Below are 16,954 nucleotides of genomic sequence, written 5' to 3' on the forward strand. Positions count from 1 at the left end.
AATGCAATGAATCAAACCTTTGAATTTATCCTCGGATTATCTTCAGCCTATGCAAAAATAGCAAAAATGATGGACAGATGTTTAAGTCTGCATGGTATATCGTTTTCCGAATATTTAGTGATGTACGAGTTATCACAATCCACCAATAATGCTATGCGAAGAATTGATTTAGCGGAAAATACAAACATGAGCGCATCGGGAATCACGAGGCTTTTAAATCCTATGGAGAAGTTAAACATCGTGGAGAAAGAGCAAAATGCGCGCGATGCCCGTGTGAGTTTGGTGAAGCTAACCCCTGCGGGTTTTGAGCTGTTTACCAATGCCACGCAAAGTGTACAAGAATCTGCGAAGACTTTTTTGAGCGCTTTAGACACAAAAAGTATGGAGCAGTTTTTAGCTATTATCGCCAAAATACGTTAAGGAAGAGCCATGTATTTACTAAATAGTACGAAAAAATATCCGATGAGTATGCCCGATGGCACTGAAATCAAGCAGGTTGTTCATCTCAAAGAAGTGATCAACCATCCGCGCATCAGCGTGGGCGAATTTACCTATTATCACAATTTTGATGTGTTGGAAGACTATGCGAGTTTTTTAGCTCCGTATCTGTTTCCTTTGAGTTTGGACCGTCTTATCATCGGTAAATTTGTTCAAATTGCGCATGGTGTGCGCTTCATCACCAGTTCGGCAAACCACGCAATGAGCGGTTTTTCGACCTACCCTTTTGCCAATTTTAGGATGACCTCTCAAACAACCAGCGAAGAGATTGTCTCCATGTTTGAAGCATCGAAAAACAGAGGCGATATGATGATTGGCAACGATATTTGGATAGGACTTGATGCAACCATTATGCCAGGTGTTACCATCGGCGATGGCGCTATCATCGGTGCAAAATCCGTTGTCACCCATGACGTTGAGCCTTACACCATCGTGGCAGGCAATCCCGCACGGATGGTTAAAAAACGATTTGATGGCGAGACCATCAAGCGATTGTTGAAAATTCAATGGTGGAACTGGCCGATTCAAACCATCGAAGACCACAGAGATGTGATCACGGGGAATGATATTGATGCGTTAGAGCGCCTTGGCGAAGGCCGCTAAGTTTTACATGTAAAGGCTAAAGAACGCTCACCTCTTTGCGATACACTGTCCCCGTAAAAGTTGCGATGGTGTTTTCTTTCTCATCACAAATGCGCACCTCATACGTGGCGATTTTCTTTCCGTCACTCAGCTCTTTGGCGTACGCGAAAAGCGTACCGCTAGGCTTGGCTTTTTGAAAGAGTATGTTGGAACTGATGGAGAGTGAGAGGATGTTGTGCGAGTTGGATGCTAGGGCAAACGCATAATCGGCTAAAGAAAATAAAAACCCTCCATGCACGACATTCGCCGCATTGAGGTGCTCTTCTTTAATGACGGCACTGACCGTCGCCGAGCCTTTTTCAAACGCTTCAACCCTAAATCCCAAAAGTTTCGCAAATCGGTCATGTTCTTCAAAAAAGTGTTGTAATGCTTGCATAAAATCCCTTTACATGTAACGTATGTTGCGATTATAGCATCTTGGAAAAGTTTCACATGAACTTTACATGTAAAACCCAAAGCATTTATGTATAATTGACTTTAAAATATTACTCAAAAGGGACAATGATGAATAAAACACTCTCTTCCGATGCGAAGAAAAGCCTGAATACTTTGATGATTGTTTGGGTGACGATGCTCAGTTCGTTAGGTGTTTATATGATGGTGTGCTATATGATTATGACGCAAGGAAATTTTAAAGCCCCACGCACGCCTGCATTTTTACACACGCCGTTTTTCATGGGAATTGACGCGATTATTTTTGTGTATGGCGTGGCATTTTTGCTCTTAGCGTTTGGCATTATTCACTTCAAATCTTCTTATGCAAAGTTGGTTCAAAACATTGCAACGCAGACGTTTGAGACTACAGATGATGCGTTCAATGCTTTTAGAAAAGCGTATGCGAATGTGATGTTTATCCATATGAGTATCTTTAACGCTATTTCGATTTTGGGCGTTATCGTTTTTTTAGTGACGCTTGATTTTTCGACACTGATCAATCTGATGATTTTAGCGGCAGCTGGTTATTTTCTTGTGATGCCTAACGCGAAAAAATTTGTGTTTTAGAAAGAGTGTTTTCACATTTACATGTAAGGAAAAATCCTTACATGTAAAATGATGTGTCAATTATTCGATAGGGGTGTGGTTGTAGATGCTCTCGTCCAACTCGCCTTCACTTTTAGCGACCAAGACCGATGCCATCGCATCACCCGTGATATTAACGGTGGTACGCGCCATATCTAAGATTCTATCGATTCCTGCGATAATCGCAATTCCTTCTAACGGCAGATTCACCGAAGTGAGTACCAAAGAAAGCATGATAAGTCCAGCACCAGGAACGCCTGCCGTACCGATAGATGCTAAGGTTGCGGTTAAGATAATGGTCATATAGTTTGCAAAACTAAGATCAACACCAAACGCTTGAGCTACAAACATAGCACATACCCCTTGGTAAATCGCCGTTCCGTCCATATTAATGGTCGCGCCTAATGGAAGCACGAAGCTAGCAATCGGTTTGGAAACACCAAGGTTGTGGATGACGTTGCTAGTTGTTACGGGCAAGGTTCCTGAACTACTTGTTGTGGTAAACGCAACGCTTTGCGCAGAGAGAATACCTTTAAAAAATTTAATAGGACTCAGTTTTGCTAAGAACGTGATACCCCCGCCCATGGTAAATGCCATATGAACCAAACACGCTGCATACACACAAAGAATAACTTTTGCAAGGCTCATCAAAACATCGACACCGTAAGACGCACTTACCCATGCCATCAAACCGAAAACACCAATCGGTGCAAAACGGATAACAAGCTCCGTCATTTTGAACATCGTCTCTGAAAATGACTCAAAAAATGCGGCAACGGGTTTGCCTTTTTCGCCTGCGAGGTTAATGGAAATACCTAAAATAACCGCAAAAACGATGATTTGAAGAATATCGCCTTTGTTAAGACTTGCGACGGGGTTGGTCGGAATGAGTGCGAGAAGCGTGTCGATAAGCGGTGGTGCTTTTTTCGCCGCAATGGCACTCGCATGTTCTAGCGAAACGCCCGAACCTGGTTCAAACACAATACCAAACGCCAAACCAATTGCAACAGCAATCGCAGTCGTTACAAGATAAATCGCAAATGTTTTGATACCCACGCGACGCATTTTGCTAATGTCTTCCATCGACGTGATACCTGTAACGAGTGTTACAAAAATAAGAGGCACAATCAACATTTTAATAAGATTGATAAAGAGTGTCCCAAGAGGTTTAAGCATCAGTGCGGCATCTTTAAATAAAAGACCCATTACCAGACCTAAACAAAGACCGATAAATATCTTTTTCCAAAGCGCCAAGTGTTTCCACCATAAAATCATTTGTATTCCTTATTATAAGATAAATCTATTCTAAAAGCCCAAAGTGACCTCAAAGAGACTTTTTTGAAAAATGTACTCTTTGCGTATGTCAAAAAAATGTAAGGTGCGTATTTTTGATACAAATTACACGGTAACGAAAATTTTGATGTATATTTTTTACACAATAAGTGTGCACTCTCATAAAATTTTCTTAAGAAAAAGAAATAATTTTTTTTAAACAAACGTGAAGTTATAACGAAAGTGAGATAAAAATTAGATTTAATGCGTCAATTTTTTGATGCGCTCGTTGGCTTCTTGAATGCGTTCAAATGAAATAACCCCCTTTTTGACTTGCAGAAAAATCGCCTCAATAATTTCCTCCGTGTTAGTGTGTGAGAGTTGATTTCCAAAAAGGAGCATATCGATGCCGGAATTAATCGCAAGCGTAAGCGTGTCTTGAAGCGTATAATAATTATGGATAGCTTCCATCTGCAAATCGTCACTGATGAGCACACCTTGGTAATGCATCGTTTTTCGCAACAATTTGGTATTGGTCGCATAGGAGAGGGTTGCTGGGTACGTTGGGTCGAGTTTGGCGTTGAAAACATGGGCAGACATGATCATTTTGACACGATTGGTCGCAATCAATTGCGTATAAGGCTCCAACTCTTTTTCACTCCACGTCCGCGTGACATCGACAAAGCCTAAGTGAGAATCACCCAACGATGACCCATGCCCCGGAAAGTGTTTAAGCACGGAAATAATGCCTTGTTGATGCAAGGCTTCCATAAAGACATTGGCGTACATGGCGACACGTTGGCTCTCTTTTCCATACGAGCGTTCTAATTTGAAAATGACTTGATTGTCAGCATTGAGTGCTAAATCCACCACGGGAGCAAAGTCGCAGGTGATACCTTCTTCTTTTAGCATACGCGCCATTTGCGTGTAAACCTCTTTGGCGTGTTCAGGCGATGTTTTAGAAAGAGCGGTTGCGGAGGGAAATTCTTCAAATCCATCGCGTGCTTTGAGCCGTGCGACTTTGCCTCCTTCTTGGTCGATGGCAATGAGTAAAGGACTTTTTGCGTAGCGTTTGAGTTGTTTGGTGAGTTCGTGTAATTGTGCGGGTGAGCTGATATTTTTGATATGCGAACTCTCTCCATAAAATCGGTCAAATAAAATAACACCGCCTAATTCATACGTTTGAAGTTCTTTGACGATGGTACTTTGAGCATCAATCGCCGCATCATCAAAGCCAATAAAAAGCATATGACCTATCATTTTTTTTAACGTAGCATCGCTTGGCATCGCGTGAAGTGAAAGAGAGCAAAGGAGAAAAACGAACAAAAAAGAGACCATTTTTTTCAAAAAGCATCCTTTGGTTTTTCAAAAATTATAGCGCAGTTAGGATTTTTGAGGCTTAAATCAGCTCGGAGGGAAAGCGATGAGAAAATCCGCATCGATTACGATTTTCTCATCATTGCATATTAAATTTTAAATTCGTTCAATTTTTCACGAAGCTCCATTCCCCAACTATTGAGAACCGTTGCAATGGTGTTGATTTCTTCCGTTTGCAATGAATTTTCATGGAAAATAGCTTCTATTTGTTTTGAAGATGCCATCACTTCTTTTGTTTCACTGTCTATCGCTTCTGATTGTTGCGCAATATGATTGGATAACATTATATTTTTATCCGATACTAGAATCAATTTATCAATGACCGTATTGGCATCCAAAGAGACCGTTTGTAAGTCATAAACTTCTTTGGCATTGTGTTCCATTCGCGTACTAATCGTATGAATAGACTCAACAATGCCTGAAATAGTACGATTAATCTCTTCTAAGCTTTTTTGTGTTTTTTCGGCAAGATTACGTACTTCATCGGCAACAACGGCAAATCCCCTACCATGTTCGCCAGCACGTGCTGCTTCTATGGCAGCATTTAGTGCAAGCAAATTTGTTTGATCGGCAATATCATCAATGATGGAAAGCACCTCTTTTGTCTGTTTGGCTTCATTGCTCAACTGATTGAGTTCATTAACTAAAGTGGTCTCTTTTTCCACACTAATCTTTATTTTTGCGCCCAAATCGATAATGTTTTTTTGTGTATCGCCTAGATAAGTACCAATTTGTTGCATCTCATCACGGCTTTGTTGCGCTGTTGCGCTGATGTTTCCAAACACGGTGTTCATGGTCGTCACATTTTTGATACTTTCATTTAAAATAACTTGTTGCTTTTTGGTTTGCGAATTTAAAAATAAAGCGATGTTTTGTAGTTTTGATGAAATTTCATCGTGCGATTTTGAATGTTCTTGAAAGCCGATGATGGCAGTTTTAATTTTATTTTTAAAATAAATAACGGATTGCAACATGCTAGAAGATTCAGAGCTAAAACTGGTATCGATGGAAATTTCTTTCGTCAAGTCCATTGAAGCAAGCGATGTGTTAATCTTTCGACTGACATCGACACCCCATTTTTTCTCATCAATATCATGAATGATTAAAATAGCCGCTAAAATGTATTGAATGGTTGCGCCAATAACACTCTCCGTAAAAAAGAAAGCGTTGATGGGTAGTAGTAAAAATGCAACGATATGAATGGTACGCATTCGAAAAAAAAGTGATTTCATAAAGTCCTCTCAAATAATTTATTTAAGAGAAATATAGTCCTATTTAAAATTTATTGCATTGATATGTATCAATTCCAATACTCTCTTTAAAACATTTCGCTTGGTTAGAAGCGCTTTCAATACAGCGCAGTTGATAGTCAATCATCGCATGAAAAGGGGTGAGAAAAGACGCCAGCTTTTCATGTGAAATCATCTCAATGCGCCACTTCGTTAGCAATTCTAACACGGTGAGCGTGGATTCGATGGTTGAGAGGCAATACTCTAAAGGTTGCTCTTTGATTTTAAATTCAGAACGCTTCGTGGCGTCAAAACTAATATGAGCAAGCGCATGCAGATTTTTACTCTCCCGCATCATTTTTAGTGAACATGCCCATGTTGAATCAATGAGAAAAATCGCCATCGGTTTTTTTACATGTAAAGGGGTTTTCTCAAGCGGATTTTGGTGGCTGAGGTTGATAGCATGCTTAGAAGGATAGAGAATGAAACTCTCATGCGTTGCGATAATCTCATTGATGCGCGCATTGTCACTAAAGTCGATGCCCATAAACAGTTCAGAGTTTGGAAGTGAAAGGTGCGTGAGATGCCCCGTGCCATTTTTGGTCTTTTTAAACTCTTTTGGGTGCATCAAAATGATAAATTTTGTCTGTGTCTCAATAGGGCGAATGTGGCTACATATACACGAACTTTTAGGTCTATAACAGTGGTAACATTTCGCTCTATCGCCGTACATTGTTCGCATCGTCTACCTTAATATAATGGGGGATTATACTAAAAAACGGGAGAAGTCTAGTAAAGATAAAGCTCAGTTACTGTTGTCCTTGATTTCATTCCTCAAACATGTAAAATAAAAAAATGATCAAAAAGAGCACAGAGTCAAAAATATTAGGACATTTTCTGGGTATCTTCGCTCACATATCCATCATTCACACGAATAATTCTGTCAAATAACGGAATCATTCGTTCATCATGCGTGACGACCAAGATGGCAACGTCTTGTTCGGTGGCAAGTTTCTTAAGTAACTGCATGACTGAGAGGGCACGTTCAGCGTCCAAGGCGGCTGTTGGCTCATCGGCTAAAATGATTTTTGGGTTATTGGCTAAGGATCTAGCAATGGCGACTCTTTGACTTTGCCCGCCTGAAAGTTGTGAGGGCATAGCGGTGAGTTTGTTCCCCACCCCCAAATAATCCAACAGCTCTTTTGCCTTCAAAGTCGCTTCTTTGGGATTGGTTTTGTTCATCAGTGGAACGAGCGTTATGTTCTCTTCGACATTTAAAAAGGGGATGAGATTGTGCGATTGAAAGATAAAACCAATTTTTTCACGTCGTAATTTTCGTGTATCGCTGATGCACCACTGTTGATCAAAAATCAGTTCACCATCTAGATATAACTTCCCTTGCGTGGGCTCTGTGATGCACCCTATCATGGTGATGAGTGTTGTCTTTCCCGACCCACTTGGTCCCAAAAGCGCAACGGTTTCTCCTCTGAAAATTTCAAACGAACACGCTTTAATCGCCCTAACAGCATTTTCGCCTTTCCCATAGGTTTTTGAAAGCTGTTCTACTTTAATGACACTTGAATGTGATGATGGCATTTTCTTAGCCTCCAATAGCGCTGGCAGGATCGATTTTGAGTGCGGAGCGCACGCCAAAAAGAGACCCTAGGATACTCACGATGATGACAATCACCAAAAGACTGAGCGCATCAGCACTCATCAAAATAGTGCGTTTTGGAAATAAATCCATCAAGCTGTGTGAGAAAATAGTTCCTGCAATGAATGATAAGATGCCTAAAAGAACCGATTGTTGCACAATCATCTTAATAATCACCGCATTTGAAGCACCGATGAGCTTCAAAATGGCGATTTCTTTGAGTTTGCTCATGGTCATGGTGTAAATAATGAGTGAGATAATCACGGAAGCTACGAGCAATAAAATGACGGTAAACATACCGATCTGCTTGGCAGAGCGTTCGATGAGGTTTTTGGTGAGGAGCGAGGATTGTTCTTCTTGGGTAAATACTTTAACATGTTTCCATCGTTCGATTTCTTGCGCGATTGCTTTCAGATCAGCTCCTTCTTCCACGGTCGCAATGATGGCATTGATGGTTGTGGTGTCGGTTGTTTTATTGCCTCTGGCACGGTCATTGCGAATTTGTTCATTGCTCGATAAAAATTGGAGTTTTTGTGCATCGGGAAGCGAAAAATAGACCATCAAATCGCCGCTGGAAGAGACGGAATCTTTCGTAATGCCTACAACGTGAAATATATCTCTTCCAATCACAATCTCATCATGCAGTTTAAAGCCTGTTTTTTTATCAACAATCATTTCAAAATGATTCGCAAGAATCGGTCTTCCTTCGATGAGAAGATGAGGCGTGTAAAAAGAGCCAACATCGTACCCCATAGCAAAAACTCTGATAGGCTGATTGTTGCGGTAGAGTTGAAGATTTTGAAAGGTGATCGCTGAAACATCTTTGACTCCAGCAAAGGCTTTCATTTGGTATTTCATATCTTCATGCAGGCGTGAATTCTCAGCAAAAGGTCCTAGCGTGTCTTGTTGCACAATCCATAAATTGGCTTGGGTATCTTTGAGTAAAATATTGGCATCATCCACCAATCCTCGATACACCCCAATCATAATTAAAACAACCCCTAAAAGCATCCCAATGCCAGCAGATGTTGTGAGAAATTTACCCAGAGAATGGGCAATGTCTCGTTGTGCTAAACTGATCATAATCGAATCCGCATACCCTCAGTGATATCGCGCCCTGCGGGTATAAGAATGGTGTCTTTATCTGTTACGCCTTCCTTGACGATCATAAGCCCATCGGCACTGATAGAGTGAAACGTCAGTGGTTGAAAATGCGCATGCCCTTGCTTGGCAAGCCAAACACCTTTGATACCTTGGTGTGTTGTTAGTGTTAAGAGCGGAAGCGTTAACGCATGTGTATGCTGCGCCAGTGAAATCGCAGCTTCCGCGCGTTCTCCCACATAAAGAGGTTGCGGTGGCTGATCAAACGCAATGTCGACTTCTCTCTCTTCGGTGGTTCTATCACTCTCCAGTCCAATGCGAGCGATATGCCCACTATAGGGCGTTGAAGGATGAGAACGCAAGGTAATGGATGCAGATTCCCCTACATGTAAAGCGCCGCTTTGGCGTTCATTGATATAGATTTTAACCCAAATGGAAGATGGATTGATCAGCCTAAATACAGGTGAGCCCGCAAGAACCGTGCTTCCCACTTCGGCATCACGCGAAAGAACTACCATATTTTCCGGAGCTTTGAGCGCAAGATCCTCAATTTTGGCGTTATTGCTTTTCACAAGAGCTTCATTTCGTGCGATATCGGCCTGCATAAGGTTCACTTGCCACGTTGCATTTTCCACTTGAGCCTTAGCACTTTGTTCGGCTGAAAACGCCGCATCTAACTCAGCTTGTGCCACAAACCCTTCTGAGATAAGGTGTTGGTAACGTGTCAGTGTCGTGTGGGCTAAATGATATTTGGCTTCCAAATCTTTCAAAAGACTTTGTTGCGAAAAAAGCGACATTTGACTCTTTTTCATTGCCATCGAAGCCTCTTCTTTGGATGCGAGCAGATCCGAAGGGTCCATTATCGCTAGAAGCTTTCCTTTTGTCACCGTTTCACCTTGATCGGCAAACAATGAGAGCACTTTAGCCGTTGTTTTAGGCGCTAATACAATCGTCTCTTTTGCTTCAACCGTTCCGACTCCAAAAGCTGTTTCATTGACATCTTGGATGATGGGTGAGATCGAAGCAAAGGTGATTTTCGGCACATAAACTTTGAAATAAAAAAAGCTTCCGATAGCCATTATTACGGCTAAAATCAATGTGTTTTTCATCATGGATGCCCTGTTCATAGGGAAACTCCTTTAGGAATAAGTCTTTTGATATGTGCTAAAGAGGCTATCTTTTGCAACATAGCAGCACTTTGCGCAATGGTAGCATTGTCGTAAGCGCGTTGAGCTTCAAGCACTTCAATGTAGGTGGCTAATCCCTCTTTATAACGACCTTGGGCAATGGCAACGGTTTTGGCTAGTGCGCGTGCTGCCATGTATTTGGCTTCAATGGTCGCATCCAAACGTTTGGTATCTAAAATAGCTTCATACAACTCTTGCCACAGTGTTAATTCGCGCGCTCGCAGTGCCTCTTCTGAGACTAAGATACCAACTCTATCTTTTTCGATTTGATGCGAAATTCTTCCTCCTGTTAGAAGAGGGATGGAGGCTTTGATGCCAATTTGATTGCTTGAGTAAGAAGAGATGGAGGTATCGCTGCCTATAGAACCTGCAGAAATGATAGTTCCATAGCTTTCTGCTTTTGATGACTCGTATAATGCGTGACTTTGTTTAATTTTAGCGCTCAATGCTTCAAGCTCAGCGTTATGTTCTTTGAGCATGACTCGCCATTGTGTATCGGAAAAAGAAGGTAAAGTGGTGCGTGAAAATGCGGTAAAATCATCTTCAATGATAATGTCCTGTTCCAAAAGGCCTGTTAATACACTCAGTAAATGGATGTATTTGCGTTCTTCATTGCGACTGGTTTCCAATAAATCTTTGGCGTCCAACAAAGAAGCATAAAAGCGTTCGCTATCGGCTTCGGTTTTCAAGCCTACATTTTTCATTTGACGCGATTGATCGTACAGTGCTTGGTAAAAGGCAAGGGAGAGGGCATTGGCGGTGTTCACACGTTGGAGGTATGCTAATGAATAGTATGCTTGCCAGACTTTTTCACCCAGTAATGCTTTGGCATCTTCATTCAGTGCTACGGCAGACTCTGCATCTTGCTGTGCCGCATCAATGCGTTTTTGTGTACGTCCAAAATCCCATAATGTATACGTCATCGTCACATCTAAATGCGTTGAAAAATGATCTCGTGTTATAAAACTGCCATTATTTTGCGAAACGAGTGTTTTTGTAGGATAATATTCTGCATTAGCACTCAGCTCTGGATACGTGGCTGCTTTGGTGATACCTAGCGTTTCGTAAGCCATATTTAATTGATACAGCGCGAGTTTAGCATCAGGGTGCGATAAGAGTGTAGCGTCAATAGCTTCTTGCAATGAAAGTGTTTTTGCAAACAGTGTTTGCAGTGCTAAAAGGATGAAAATAACGGTTCGCAGTAGTGTCATTATAAATACTCCTATATTTTACTCTAAAGCATTGTACACCACGCCATTTTCCCTTGACTTGATATGAATCAATTTTGCACAGTAGTACGATAATAAGTTTGAAGAGCTTCTTTTTTTTGTAAAGTTATGATGTGCTTTTTGTCAATATGAATAAATCCTAAAGATTTCAATTTTGAAAGCATGCGTGAGAGTGTTTCAGGCGTTGTATTGAGGATAGAAGCTATTTCAATTTGTTTGAGTGTTTGAACAAGGTGCTTATTATCGAGTAAAAATTTTATAACTTTCGCTTCTGTATTGGTAATAATTTCATTATGGATGACATTTAAAAAAACTCTCTGTTTTTTTATGAGAGATTGGATGACATGGAGGTTTAAGATAGAATTGTTGAGCATCTCTTTTTGGATAGGGAAAAAATTTATTTTAAGCACTTCCCCTTCTGTTACAAATTGTGCGGTATTAGGATAAGGGCTCTTGGCATACAGAGCGTAATCTCCAATAATTTCACCGGGTTGTGTAAAAAAAAGAATGAAAACATGGTTCGCCTTGGCAGTTGTTTGATACACTTTGAGCATACCTTTTAAAAGGATATAGAGATATTTTGGCGTTTCACCTTCGTAAAAGAGTATATCATTAGATGTATATTTTTTCAGTGTGCAACAATTTTTTATTTTTTTAAGTTCAGTGGAGTTGAGATGCGAGAAATAAGGAAGATTTTCAATTTTTATCATTGTAATTCTTTTTTGACGATGAATTTTTAAAAATATATAATAAAAAATAGGGCATGTCCTTGATAGATATCAAGATTTATGCTATAGAATTTTTTTGTGTAAGCTTTGTTATTCCTTTTAAGCCTAACTCCTATACAATTTTAAACGTATTAACCCACTTCAAAAAGGAGAAAGCATGGCAAAAGGTAAAGATGTCAAAAAAGAAGTCAAGAAGAAACCTGAGAAGTCGTTAAAAGAGAAACGTGAAGAGAAAAAGGCAAAAAAAGCGTAGTCATTCAACCCTTCCTAGAGAGACAAACAAAGTCTCTCTAGCACTCGCTATCGTGTTTTATGCCATTCTTTTAAGAACACATCTCACATTTTAAATATTTTTTACTATTACTTACTTAAAATACTGTAAGGGAATTTTAAGTACATTGCTCCTATACTTCTTTTAGAATTAAATACAAAGGAAAAAGATGCAAAAAATTGTTCTCGTCGCGACATTGACATTAAAAAACTCAAACGATGAAGGTATTTTAGACGCCTTAACCACGTTACATAAGGCAACGCATCAAAATGATGCAGGATGCTTGCAATACGATGTTCATCAAGACATTGACAACAAAAATACCTATGTTTTTATCGAGACATGGGAGAGTGAAGCCCTTTTGGCGGAGCATATGAAAAAAGAGCATTATAATAGCTACAAAGCATTTATGGACGACAAAGTTGAGAGTATATCGCTTCAAAAATTAAAAAAGATTTTATAGGAGACATCATGGAAAATCCAACTATAAAGCAGCTACAAAATCGAAAATCCATCCGCCAATTTACCGGTGAACGTATCAGTGACGCAGATTTAGAACTGATTTTTAAAACCGCACAACGCGCTCCGACGTCCATCAACGGTCAGCAAATCAGCCTTGTGTATACGCGCAACAAAGAGAAGCTCAAAACCATCGCTGAACTCTGCGGCGGACAAGCGCACATCGCTGAAGCGGACGTCTTTGTGGGCATTGTCATTGACTTTAACCGCACGAGTGCCATCGTGGAGAGTGTAGGGCGCAAACACGTCATCGAACAGAGTGCTGAGGGCATCATGGTAGGCGCGATTGATGCGGGCATTATGATAGACCATCTTCAAAGTGCTGCCGGCGCTTTAGGGTACGGAACAACCTGCATCGGCGCGGTACGCAGAAACTCGCCAGCACTTGCAAAGCTGTTTAACTTGCCGTCCAAAACCTTTTTAGCTGTGGGTTGCACCATCGGCGTTCCAACCGAGCGTGCCAAAGGTGCTCCTTTAAAACCCCGCGTTGCCCTCGATACATTTGCCATGGAAGACGTGTACGAAAGTGAAAAAGTCCGAAACGGCGCACTAGCATATGAACACACGCTCAAAGAGTTCCGAGATAAAACGGGAAGCGGCTCGATGCCGACTTACGCGGAGATTACCACCAATTACTACGCTGATGTTTATTACCGAAGTACAGCGAAAGACTTGGTAGCACAAGGTTTTGCGTTTAAGGACGAGTAAGTTAAAAGGAAAATTTTAAATTGAGTATGGAATGAAACACTAAAATTCCTAGTTATAGAATTCTTCTAAGAAGTGTTTCCTCGTCTTCATACTCTATCAATGCAAAATCAATACTCTTAAAAATATACCAAATTCCATTAGCATAAATTTCTATTATAAAATATGCTGACAATGCAATTCCAAATATTACTCCTAATAAAGGTGCATATTGATTTATCTGGAGATTATTGAAATCTATAGTTTTACTAGCAATAAAACTGTAGAGCGACCATAATAAAAAGATAATTCCACGTAAAGTAAATAATTTTTGTTTTGTTCGTAGTTGAAAGTCGTCAAGTATTGCTTTTACTTTTTTGACTTCATGTATCTTAAGATGATGTTCCATCAATACATTTAAGACAATGACAATATCTTGTTGTTGGACACCATAATTACAAAATTTTGAAGGTAAAGGGAAAAAAGACACAAGTATAGATAGTATAGCAACCAATTGAAGATTTTCAAAAAATTGTTTTTCAGTATGAGGAATATGCCATATTATAAAAATTCCAATGATGAAGTAGATGATAAATTTTACAAAATTTTTTATATGGAGCTTAAAACCTTTTGCCATAAGTTCTATCACTGAAAAATCATAAATGACTTCTTCAATTTGTTTAAAAAAAGAATTTTTAATTTGGCGATTAGCTTTTGTTTTTACTAACAATTCCTTCTCTACATCTTGTAGAATTGTAAGGGTTTTTGCAAAACTCATGTGAGCCTTTCAATAAATATTTTAAACACGATATTATAGTAAATGTTTTTAAAACAAGAAAATTCTATTATTTCCGCTAAAATACTTCTCCAAAAAATCTTTACATGTAAAACCTAGGAAAACAAAAATTATGAATCCTCTTATTCCCATTTTAGTCCAAAAAACAGGCATTCCCAAAGAAAACATTATCAACATTTTAAAACTCTTAGATGAAGGCTCAACTATTCCTTTTATCGCTCGTTACCGCAAAGAGATGACGGGCGGGGCGAGTGATGAGCAACTTCGTGAGTTTGAGAGCATTTATGCGTATGCGAAGAAATTGCATGAGCGCAAAGAGGAAGTTTTACGGTTGATTGCCGAGAAAGTTGCATTAAGCGCTGAGGTGAAAAGTGCCGTCGAAAAGGCGGAGAGTTTTCAGGCGTTGGAGGACATTTACAGACCGTATAAAGAGAAGAAAAACACCCGTGCGGCGGTGGCAATTGCGGTGGGGCTCTCCCCTTTAGCCGATGTTTTAGAGCGTGCGGAGTTGGAGCTTGAAGCGTTTGAAAAGAGAGCGCAAAGTTTTGTAAATGAAAAAGTAGGAAGCGTGAAAGAGGCGATTGCGGGGGCGCAAGACATTTTAGCCGAGCGCTACTCCGACGAGCCTAAAGAGCGCGAATATTGGCGCGATCAGCTCTACACTTACGGCGCTTTTGAGATTAAGGCATCCAAAACGCTTAAACCCGATGGACTTTACGCCAAATTGGCAGGCAAAAGCGAACGCATCTCTTTCATTCCCTCGCACCGTTACCTTGCAATGATGCGTGGTGTGAGCGAAAAAGAGTTACATGTAAAGATACTGCACGACATGGAAAGGGTGGAGAGTGCGATAGAGCGTTACCGCATTCCACGCAATGCGAAAAGTTCTAAAAGCTACTTGCTAGAGGCGTATTTGGATGGTTTTAAACGCCTTCTCTTCCCTTCATTGGAGCGTGAAATTCATGCCATTGTGAAAGAAAAAGCCGATACACAAGCGATTGCGACCTTTGGAAAAAATCTCTCACAACTTTTAAATACTCCACCTGTGACCAAGCGCGTCATTTTGGGTGTTGATCCGGCATATCGCACGGGGTGTAAGCTCGCTGTTGTGGATGAGCATGGTACGTATCTGACGCACGCGGTTATCTACCCGACACCGCCGCAAAGTGACTATGAAAAATCTGCCAAAGTTATTAAGGACTTTACCCAAAAATACCACATCACCGCTGTGGCGATTGGCAATGGCACGGGTTCGCGTGAAAGCCAAGAATTTTTTGCACGCCTCAACCGTGAAGAAGGATTGAACCTTGCCTATACGGTGGTTTCCGAAGCGGGTGCATCCATCTACTCGGCTTCTAAAATTGCCACCGAAGAGTACCCGAATCTTGATGTGACGATTCGTGGAGCGATTTCTATCGCCCAACGTCTGCGCGACCCGATGGCAGCCCTTGTGAAAATCGACCCAAAATCACTGGGCATCGGACAATACCAACACGATGTCGATCAAAAAAGCCTAGAGAAGAAACTGCACGAAGTCATCGAAGATTTGGTCAATCGCATTGGGGTTGATCCTAACAGCGCTTCCATTTCTCTGCTTTCTTATGTGGCGGGCGTTGGTAGCAAACTTGCCAAAGCGATTGTCGAGCACAGAGAGGCTCAAGGAGCTTTTACATGTAAAAGCGAATTGCTAAAAGTTAAGGGTTTAGGTGCTAAAGCGTACGAGCAGTGCGCGGGATTTTTCCGTATACGTGAGGGTAAAAGCGTGCTCGATAACACGGGCGTTCATCCAGAGAGTTATGCCATCGCCCAAACACTTTTGAAACGCTCCGATTTGGCAACGCTTTCCAAAGAGCAGATTATCGCTTTAGCCAAAGAGCAGGGCATCGGTGAAGCAACCTTGCAAGACATCATCGCCGAGCTTTTAAAACCAGGATTTGACCCCAGAGAGAGTTTACCGCCGATTGCGTTTCGCTCCGATTTGACTGACATTTCAGAACTGAGTGAAGGTTCCATCGTTTCGGGCGTGGTGCGAAATATCGCCGATTTTGGCGCATTTGTGGACATCGGGCTGAAAAACGATGGGCTGATTCACATCTCACAAATGAGCGACAAACGCATCACGCATCCGCTTGAAGTGCTCAGCATCAACCAGCAACTCACACGTATTCGTGTGCTTGAAGTCGATAAAGAAAAAGGCAAAGTGAGCCTGAGTCTCAAAGAGATTTAAGTGTTTGAAATGATGAGCGTTATCATTTATTTACTCTGACACGTTACAATAGCGAACGAAAAAATTAAAGGAAAAAGATGAAAAAATGGTTCGTTGTGCTTTTGTGCATATTACCCCTTGGTTTATTTGCTGAGGCCTTAAAAGAGGGTTCTGCTATTGTCCCTTTGAGTGTTGTGAAAGACCAGTTTAAAAAGAGTGTCGCGCTTGATGGAAATACTAAACAGATTATTGTTGCGTTTACGAGAGACCAAGGCAATCAAATCAAAGCATTTTTAGATGCCCATCCTAATTATCTGAGTGAAAATAATGCACTCTATTTTATGGATGCGACGGGTGTTCCTAGCATGATTATGAGTATGTTTATGTTGCCAAAATTCAAAGATTATGCATATTCTATCGGAATTGTCGATGAGAAAAACGATGCGGCTTATTTACCAAAACAAGAGGGTAAAATCACCGTCATATCGTTAGAAAATCTAAGAGTCTCTTCCATCGAGTACAAAGAGACGCTTTAAGACTA

17 protein-coding genes and 1 pseudogene are annotated in these 16,954 nt (G+C 40.8%); 7 read left to right on the forward strand and 11 right to left on the reverse strand.

The window, feature by feature from the left end; genetic code table 11:
* Positions 1–6: 6 nt before the first annotated feature.
* Complete coding sequence (locus AC5SLP_RS11445; protein WP_495255286.1) at positions 7–420, forward strand: MarR family winged helix-turn-helix transcriptional regulator; 414 nt, start codon at positions 7–9, stop codon at positions 418–420.
* A gap of 9 nt (positions 421–429) precedes the next feature.
* On the forward strand, positions 430–1,101 hold the full coding sequence (locus AC5SLP_RS11450; protein WP_495255287.1) for a CatB-related O-acetyltransferase: 672 nt from the start codon (positions 430–432) through the stop codon (positions 1,099–1,101).
* Positions 1,102–1,117: 16 nt separating this feature from the next.
* On the opposite strand, the gene AC5SLP_RS11455 is transcribed toward AC5SLP_RS11450, so the two are convergent.
* A complete protein-coding gene (locus AC5SLP_RS11455) occupies positions 1,118–1,516 on the reverse strand; it encodes a PaaI family thioesterase (RefSeq protein WP_495255288.1) in 399 nt (132 codons plus the stop codon).
* A gap of 128 nt (positions 1,517–1,644) precedes the next feature.
* On the opposite strand from AC5SLP_RS11455, the gene AC5SLP_RS11460 reads away from it, so the two are divergent.
* Positions 1,645–2,142: a hypothetical protein gene (locus AC5SLP_RS11460; RefSeq protein WP_495255289.1), complete on the forward strand. Its 498-nt coding sequence runs from the start codon at positions 1,645–1,647 to the stop codon at positions 2,140–2,142.
* Between the two features lie 60 nt (positions 2,143–2,202).
* Here the strand turns inward: AC5SLP_RS11460 and AC5SLP_RS11465 are convergent, their stop codons facing one another.
* The 9 genes and pseudogenes from AC5SLP_RS11465 to AC5SLP_RS11505 all read right to left on the reverse strand — a co-directional run bounded on the left by AC5SLP_RS11465 (position 2,203) and on the right by AC5SLP_RS11505 (position 11,919).
* On the reverse strand, positions 2,203–3,435 hold the full coding sequence (locus tag AC5SLP_RS11465) for a dicarboxylate/amino acid:cation symporter (protein ID WP_495255290.1): 1,233 nt from the start codon (positions 3,433–3,435) through the stop codon (positions 2,203–2,205).
* A 258-nt stretch (positions 3,436–3,693) separates the two neighbouring features.
* Complete coding sequence (locus AC5SLP_RS11470; RefSeq protein WP_495255316.1) at positions 3,694–4,770, reverse strand: glycoside hydrolase family 3 protein; 1,077 nt, start codon at positions 4,768–4,770, stop codon at positions 3,694–3,696.
* Positions 4,771–4,898: 128 nt separating this feature from the next.
* Positions 4,899–5,441, reverse strand: a pseudogene (locus AC5SLP_RS11475) (methyl-accepting chemotaxis protein); the annotation flags it as partial.
* 643 nt (positions 5,442–6,084) lie between these two features.
* Positions 6,085–6,780: a tRNA-uridine aminocarboxypropyltransferase gene (locus AC5SLP_RS11480; RefSeq protein WP_495255291.1), complete on the reverse strand. Its 696-nt coding sequence runs from the start codon at positions 6,778–6,780 to the stop codon at positions 6,085–6,087.
* Positions 6,781–6,923: 143 nt separating this feature from the next.
* The gene (locus AC5SLP_RS11485) at positions 6,924–7,634 is read right to left on the reverse strand and encodes an ABC transporter ATP-binding protein (protein WP_495255292.1); all 711 of its coding nucleotides are present in this window, start codon (positions 7,632–7,634) and stop codon (positions 6,924–6,926) included.
* 4 nt (positions 7,635–7,638) lie between these two features.
* Positions 7,639–8,775: an ABC transporter permease gene (locus AC5SLP_RS11490; protein WP_495255293.1), complete on the reverse strand. Its 1,137-nt coding sequence runs from the start codon at positions 8,773–8,775 to the stop codon at positions 7,639–7,641.
* A complete protein-coding gene (locus AC5SLP_RS11495; RefSeq protein ID WP_495255294.1) occupies positions 8,772–9,920 on the reverse strand; it encodes an efflux RND transporter periplasmic adaptor subunit in 1,149 nt (382 codons plus the stop codon). The genes AC5SLP_RS11490 and AC5SLP_RS11495 overlap by 4 nt, the downstream gene beginning before the upstream one ends.
* The gene (locus AC5SLP_RS11500) at positions 9,917–11,191 is read right to left on the reverse strand and encodes a TolC family protein (RefSeq protein ID WP_495255295.1); all 1,275 of its coding nucleotides are present in this window, start codon (positions 11,189–11,191) and stop codon (positions 9,917–9,919) included. Before AC5SLP_RS11500 ends, AC5SLP_RS11495 begins: the two co-directional genes overlap by 4 nt.
* Positions 11,192–11,259: 68 nt before the next feature.
* A complete protein-coding gene (locus AC5SLP_RS11505) occupies positions 11,260–11,919 on the reverse strand; it encodes a Crp/Fnr family transcriptional regulator (protein WP_495255296.1) in 660 nt (219 codons plus the stop codon).
* 458 nt (positions 11,920–12,377) lie between these two features.
* Here AC5SLP_RS11505 and AC5SLP_RS11510 point away from each other — a divergent pair, with 458 nt between their 5' ends.
* Together AC5SLP_RS11510 and AC5SLP_RS11515 are read left to right on the forward strand one after the other, a co-directional pair.
* Positions 12,378–12,671 (forward strand): putative quinol monooxygenase, encoded by a 294-nt coding sequence (locus AC5SLP_RS11510; RefSeq protein ID WP_495255297.1) that lies wholly within the window; start codon positions 12,378–12,380, stop codon positions 12,669–12,671.
* 8 nt (positions 12,672–12,679) lie between these two features.
* Positions 12,680–13,435: a nitroreductase family protein gene (locus AC5SLP_RS11515; RefSeq protein WP_495255298.1), complete on the forward strand. Its 756-nt coding sequence runs from the start codon at positions 12,680–12,682 to the stop codon at positions 13,433–13,435.
* A 52-nt stretch (positions 13,436–13,487) separates the two neighbouring features.
* On the opposite strand, the gene AC5SLP_RS11520 is transcribed toward AC5SLP_RS11515, so the two are convergent.
* Entirely contained in the window at positions 13,488–14,189 is a 702-nt protein-coding gene (locus AC5SLP_RS11520) for a hypothetical protein (RefSeq protein ID WP_495255299.1), read from the reverse strand.
* 130 nt (positions 14,190–14,319) lie between these two features.
* Between AC5SLP_RS11520 and AC5SLP_RS11525 the strand changes: the two genes are divergently transcribed.
* Both AC5SLP_RS11525 and AC5SLP_RS11530 read left to right on the forward strand, forming a co-directional pair.
* Positions 14,320–16,434, forward strand: coding sequence for a helix-hairpin-helix domain-containing protein (locus AC5SLP_RS11525; protein ID WP_495255300.1), 2,115 nt, complete (start codon positions 14,320–14,322; stop codon positions 16,432–16,434).
* Positions 16,435–16,511: 77 nt separating this feature from the next.
* Positions 16,512–16,949: a hypothetical protein gene (locus AC5SLP_RS11530; protein WP_495255301.1), complete on the forward strand. Its 438-nt coding sequence runs from the start codon at positions 16,512–16,514 to the stop codon at positions 16,947–16,949.
* The last annotated feature ends 5 nt before the right edge of the window (positions 16,950–16,954 follow it).

The organism is Sulfurospirillum sp. E15m (assembly GCF_059415145.1).